A 5396-nucleotide genomic window follows, 5' to 3' on the forward strand; every position below is an offset into this window, starting at 1 on the left:
CGCGGACCACCGCCTTGGCCCACTTGCGGGCGGTGTCCTGCCGCTGCCGGGCCACCTTCTTGTGCAGCTTCGCGGCCTGCCGCCGGGCGGTGCGGCAGCCCTTGGACGCGGCCCTGCCCTTGGCGGGGCGACGGCGGGCCATCATCCGCTGATAACGGCCCAGCTTCCGCGCCGCGCTCTTCCCGTGCCCGGGGTGGGGCAGGTCGTGGGCGTCGGATGTGGTGGTGGCGGTCTCCTTCGCGCCCCAGTCCACGCCGAGCACGCGCCCGGTGGTGGGGAGCGGGTCGGGTTCGGTGGTGACGACGAACGAGGCGTACCAGTGCCCCGGACTGTCCTGGTACACCCGCACCGAGGAGGGGGCGGCGGGCAGGTCGCGGGACCGGACGACCGTCAGGGCGATGCCGCCCGCGAGGTGCAGGCGGCCGTCCTTGAGGCGGAAGCCGCGCCGGGTGTAGTTCAGCGTGGGCCGCGCGTCCCGCTTCCGCTTGATGCGGGGCATCCCGGCCCGCCGCCGCACCGGCAGCTTTGCCTTGATGTCCTTGACCGCCTTGGCCCGGGACGTGGCGAAGTCACGGATGGTCTGCTGCTGCGGCACCGATGCACCCGCGCGCAGCCAGGACATCGACTGCCGGGCCTCGGTCAGCAGCCTGTCGAGCCGGCCCGGACCGCACGTCGTCTTCTCGACGGCATCGCGATTGGCGGCGTGGACCTTGCGGGACATGGCCACGCATTCGTTCCACACCCACCGACACCGCGCCCACTCACCCTCCAGCCGGGCGAGCGCCGTCGACGACACACGCAGCCGGAAGGTGTACCGGGCAAGCCCGGAACCCCGCCCAGCCACCGCTGCAGTCGCCATGATCCGCAACCTAACAGCCCCCACTGACAACGAAAGAGAGTGCAGGTCAGAACCAATGTGCAGCGAACTCCGCCGCTTCGCGGCTCCGCTTCAGGGACCCATTCCTCCCCGCCCTGAAGGACGCGGCATCCCGGGAGAATCAAGGTGAAGACCGAGGACCGCACCGAGCACACCACCGAGCCGATCCCCGCCCCGCGCTCCGGGCGCCGCTGGGATCTGGCCGCCGCTGCCGCGGGCGTCGGGCTCGTGCTCGCCGCCGCCCTGGGAGGCCGGGCCGTCGAGGACTTCGAGCGCACGCTGTACGTGCACTGGCCGCCGCTCCTGGCGTCCTGGTACCCGCATGCGGGTCCGGGAACGGTGGCCGCTCCCGTCGTCGCGGCCGCCGTGGTCGCGTACGGGCCGCTCCTCGCCCGGCGGCTGCGTTGGCGGGCCCTGCTTCCGAGCTGCTACGCCGCCTCGCTCGCCTGGGTCTTCTCGCTCGCGCTGATCGACGGCTGGGGCCGCGGCGTCGCCGAGCGCCTGACCACGAAACACGAGTACCTGCGGGTCATCGGCCGCTTCGACGACATCGGCGCCGCGCTGCGCACGTTCGACGAGCACATCCTGATCGGCCCGCCCGGCAACTGGCCGGCCCATGTCGCCGGTCACCCACCGGGCGCCACCCTCACCTTCGTGCTCCTGGACCGGGCCGGGCTCGGCGGCGGCGCGTGGGCCGGAGTCTGGTGCATCCTGACCGGCGCGTCCGCCCTGGTGGCCGCCCTGGTCACGGTCCGCGCCCTGGCCGGCGAAGACATCGCCCGCCGCGCCGCGCCGTTCCTCGTCCTGGCACCGGTCGCCGTCTGGGCCGGCACCTCGGCGGACGGCTACTTCACGGCGGTGGCCGCGTGGTCCGTCGCCCTGCTGGCCCTGGCGGCGACGCGTACGGTGCGCGCTCCGGCGTCCGCCGCACTGGGCGCGGGGCTCCTCTACGGTCTGGTCTGCTACCTGAGTTACGGCCTGACGCTGATCCTGCCCCTGCTGCTGACCGTCCTCGTCCTGGCCCGCACCGTACGGCCGCTGCCCCTCGCGGTGCTGGGCGCCCTGGTGGTCCCGGCCGTCTTCACAGCGGCGGGCTTCAACTGGTGGGAGGCGTACCACCTGCTCGTCGAGCGCTACCGCCAGGGGGCGGGCGGGTTCCGGCCGTACTCCTACTGGGTGTGGGGGAACCTCGCCTGCACCGTGATCGCCGTGGGCCCGGCGACGGTCGCCGGGCTGCGCCGCACTTTCGCGGGCGCGCCGGGTGCCGTACGGGCACTGCGCGCCGGGGACGCGAGCGCGCCGGACCGGTTGGTCCCGCTGGTGCTGGTGGCGCTGCTGGTGCTGCTCGCGGCCGATCTGTCGGGGATGAGCAAGGCGGAGACCGAGCGCATCTGGCAGCCGTTCATGCTCTGGCTGCTGCCTGCGGCGGCACTCCTGCCCGGCCGGGGCCGAAGGGGCTGGCTGGCCGCTCAGGCGGTGGTGGCCCTGGCGGTCAACCACCTGCTCTGGACCGGGTGGTGACGGCAGGTCCGGTCATTCCAGCCCGGCCCGGACCAGCGCGGCCGCCAGCCGGGGCAGGTCCTCGTCGCCGACGAGGGCGGCCAGCTTCTCCGGGGAGCGCGGCAGTCCGCGTCCCGCTGCGGCGTCCTGAGCCCGCTTGTCGAACGCCGGCCGCAGTTCGGGCCACACGCCCTGTGCCTCGCGGCTGAAGATGTCGGCTCCCACAGGGCCGATCCGGGGAAACTCCCGCAGCAGTCCGCGCAGCTTCTCCGGGTCCCCGCCGGCCTCCTCGCGCAGCCGGCGCAGGTCGCCGTGGTACCGGTCGAGTGCGAGCTGCGCGCCCTCGCCGAGCGCGGTGGCGGTGCTCTCGTCGTAACGGCGGTAGTGGGCGCGGCCCAGCGCGTCGACCCGGTCCTGCCAGGAGGCGTCCGCCATCGCGCGGGGTGTGCGCATCCCGGCGCCGAAGAGTTCCCGGGCGGCGGCCACCGCGATGTCGGCCTTGATGCGGACCGAGAGCAGCACGCACAGCGTCAGCAGCTGGTAGAGCGGCATGGGCGTATCGCGCAGCCGGATGCCGGCTTCCTCGGCGTACGTCTGCCCGTGCTCGTCCAGCAGGTCGTGCACGGTCGTCGCTCCGGACATGGTGGTCTCCGTCGGGGGTCGGTTCTACGCGGTCAGCGCGTCGAGCAGGGTGCGGGCCCTGCCGAGGGAGCGGGGGCGTGGGGGCCGGTGCCAGGGGTCCCGGTCGAGGAGGGCCTCGGCGTCGCGCAGGGTCCAGCGCCGGGCGTCGAGCGCCGGGTCCTCGATGTCCTCCCAGGCCAGCGGCGCGGCGACGGGTGCCCCGGGCCGCGCCCGGACCGCGTAGGGCGTGACGGCGGTCTGGGCGTACGCGTTGCGCTGGATGTCGAGGTAGAGGCGGCCCTCGCGGGCCTTCTTCCTGGCCTCGGTGGTGAAGCGGCCGGGTTCGCGGGCGACGAGCGCGTCGGCGACCGCGCGGGCGAGCGCCCGTACGTCGTCGAAGTCGTCCCGGCGGTCGAGCGCCACCACCACGTGCAGGCCGCGCGATCCCGTGGTCATGACGAGGGACGGCAGTTCCAGCTCTTCGAGGAGTCCGTGCAGGCCGAGAGCCGCTTCGCGGACCGGGGCGAAGTCGTCGCCGGGCGGGTCGAGGTCGAACACCATCCGGTCCGGGTGGTGGGGCCGGTCGGCGCGGGAGAGGAAGCGGTGCGGGGTGACGCACGCCTGTCCGGCGAGGTACACCAGCGTCGCGGTGTCGTCGGCGAGCGGGTAGGTGACGGTGCCGTCCTCCTTGGGGAGTTCGGCGCGGTGGACCCAGTCGGGGAAGTAGTCCGGCACGTCCTTCTGCATGAAGCCGTGGCCGCCGATTCCGTCGGGGAAGCGTTCGAGCATGAGGGGCCGGTCCCGCAGGTGGGGCAGCATCCGCCGGGCCACCGTGCGGTAGTAGTCGGCGAGTTCGGCCTTGGTGATGCCGGCGTCCGGGAAGAGGACCTTCTCCGGGCGGCTGATCTCCGGGGTCTTCCGTGCTGTCATGTGCGCTCACCGGCCCTGGCCGCGCGCAGACCCGGGGCCGTGGCGCCGGAGAGGGCCCCCGCCACCAAGGCGGCGGTGCGGGCCGGGTGCCGGGAGGCCCACAACTGTGGGTCGCGCCGGTGGGACTCGTGGTCGAAGGTGCCGTGTGCGCCGTGGTCGGCGGCGTACAGCACCGCGTCGGCGGCCACGGCCACCTCCGGCCGGTGGACCGGAGGGACGGGATGCGGCCGGCCGATTCCGGCGCTCGCTCCTGTGATGACGGCGCTCTGGCTCACAGCTGTTCTCCTTGGGACGAGGCCGGTGCGGCGAGACGGACGGGGGTTTCGGGGCACCAGGACTCGCCGGCCTTGACCTTGACGCGTGGGGTGCCCCGGGTCCGCGCCCAGCCGCGCAGCTTCCGGTGCTGCTGTGCGGCGTCGTACGGGGGTGAAGCCGCCACTGCCGTGGACGGGGACCTCCCGGGTGCTCGCGCCGAACAGCCGGGTGAGGGGGCAGGTCCAGGAGGCGGGCCTCCGGGGCCCGGGGGGGGCGACGTCGACGGCGGTCTCCATCCGGTCGATGAGGGAGGCGTCCGCGTAGGCGAAGACGTGGTCGACCTCCCCCTCGCACAGGCGCTGCGGGACGTAGTCGGAGACCTTGGCCGCCATGTGTTCCTCTCCTCTCCGGTGGTGCGTGGTGCTTCGGTACCGGCGCAGGGCGCCGGGTCCGCATCTGTGCCGTGCTGCCCGTCCGCCGGGGCGTCCCCTCCCCCGGCCATCCGTTCCTCCTCGCCGTCCGGCCGTCGCACCCGGGTGGGCCGGCCACGTACGAACCCCGTTACCCGAAGTCGGCGGGTTCACTTGCAGGCATCCCGGCGACCGCCCCCCGATCGGCCCTGCGGAACCGGTCGGCCGGGCGTACGGACCGCCCGGGACATCACCCGAGCGCGCGACCCGGTGGGCGTACCCACTGCGGCGGTGCCATGTTTCGGACGTGGCCCCCCGGCAACCCGGGTGGAGACCCCGGCCCGAGGGCGGGGACGAGAACGAGGAGGAGAGCGTCATGCCGGCAGGATCGAGCCCCAAGCGTGAGCGTCAGTACGAGCATGTGAAGGAGAGCGCCGAGAAGCGCGGCACGTCCGAGAAGCGTGCCGAGGAGATCGCCGCCCGCACCGTGAACAAGGAGCGTGCCCGTTCCGGTGAGGCGAAGTCGACGAGCAGGACGTCCACGCACGACCCCAAGTCCGCCTCCGAGCGCGGCGGTGAGCGCTCGCACAAGGGCGCGCAGGGCCGCACGAAGGACCAGCTGTACGAAGAGGCGAAGAAGAAGAACATCGAGGGCCGCTCCACGATGACCAAGGAGCAGCTCCTGAAGGCCGTCAGCCGCTGAACCACGAGGGCGTGGCCGAAACGCGCCTTCTGAGGGCCCACGACCGAGCCTCGCGCCCCGAAGCGAGACCACTTCCCCGGCCGTCCGCACCCAGTGGAAC

Annotated in this window: 6 protein-coding genes; 2 read left to right on the forward strand and 4 right to left on the reverse strand. The window is 73.6% G+C overall.

Annotated elements, in window-relative coordinates; translation table 11 throughout:
* A partial coding sequence (locus ABZ564_RS32545; protein ID WP_360863088.1) for a transposase occupies window positions 1-859 on the reverse strand: 859 nt, incomplete at its 3' end.
* Window positions 860-1003: 144 nt separating this feature from the next.
* Here ABZ564_RS32545 and ABZ564_RS32550 point away from each other — a divergent pair.
* Window positions 1004-2398 (forward strand): hypothetical protein, encoded by a 1395-nt coding sequence (locus ABZ564_RS32550; protein ID WP_360863090.1) that lies wholly within the window; start codon window positions 1004-1006, stop codon window positions 2396-2398.
* A gap of 12 nt (window positions 2399-2410) precedes the next feature.
* Here the strand turns inward: ABZ564_RS32550 and ABZ564_RS32555 are convergent, their stop codons facing one another.
* Genes ABZ564_RS32555 through ABZ564_RS32565 form a run of 3 tightly spaced genes read right to left on the reverse strand, consistent with a single transcriptional unit; the run spans window position 2411 to window position 4575 of the window.
* Window positions 2411-3019: an endonuclease gene (locus tag ABZ564_RS32555; RefSeq protein ID WP_360863091.1), complete on the reverse strand. Its 609-nt coding sequence runs from the start codon at window positions 3017-3019 to the stop codon at window positions 2411-2413.
* A gap of 24 nt (window positions 3020-3043) precedes the next feature.
* Window positions 3044-3928, reverse strand: a complete 885-nt coding sequence (gene ligD / locus ABZ564_RS32560) for a non-homologous end-joining DNA ligase (protein WP_360863093.1) — start codon at window positions 3926-3928, stop codon at window positions 3044-3046.
* A complete protein-coding gene (locus ABZ564_RS32565; RefSeq protein WP_360863094.1) occupies window positions 3925-4575 on the reverse strand; it encodes a hypothetical protein in 651 nt (216 codons plus the stop codon). The genes ligD and ABZ564_RS32565 overlap by 4 nt, the downstream gene beginning before the upstream one ends.
* A 394-nt stretch (window positions 4576-4969) precedes the next feature.
* Between ABZ564_RS32565 and ABZ564_RS32570 the strand changes: the two genes are divergently transcribed.
* Window positions 4970-5296: a plasmid stabilization protein gene (locus ABZ564_RS32570; RefSeq protein WP_360863096.1), complete on the forward strand. Its 327-nt coding sequence runs from the start codon at window positions 4970-4972 to the stop codon at window positions 5294-5296.
* The last annotated feature ends 100 nt before the right edge of the window (window positions 5297-5396 follow it).

This window comes from Streptomyces sp. NPDC019224 (assembly GCF_040632605.1).
Lineage (GTDB): Bacteria > Actinomycetota > Actinomycetes > Streptomycetales > Streptomycetaceae > Streptomyces.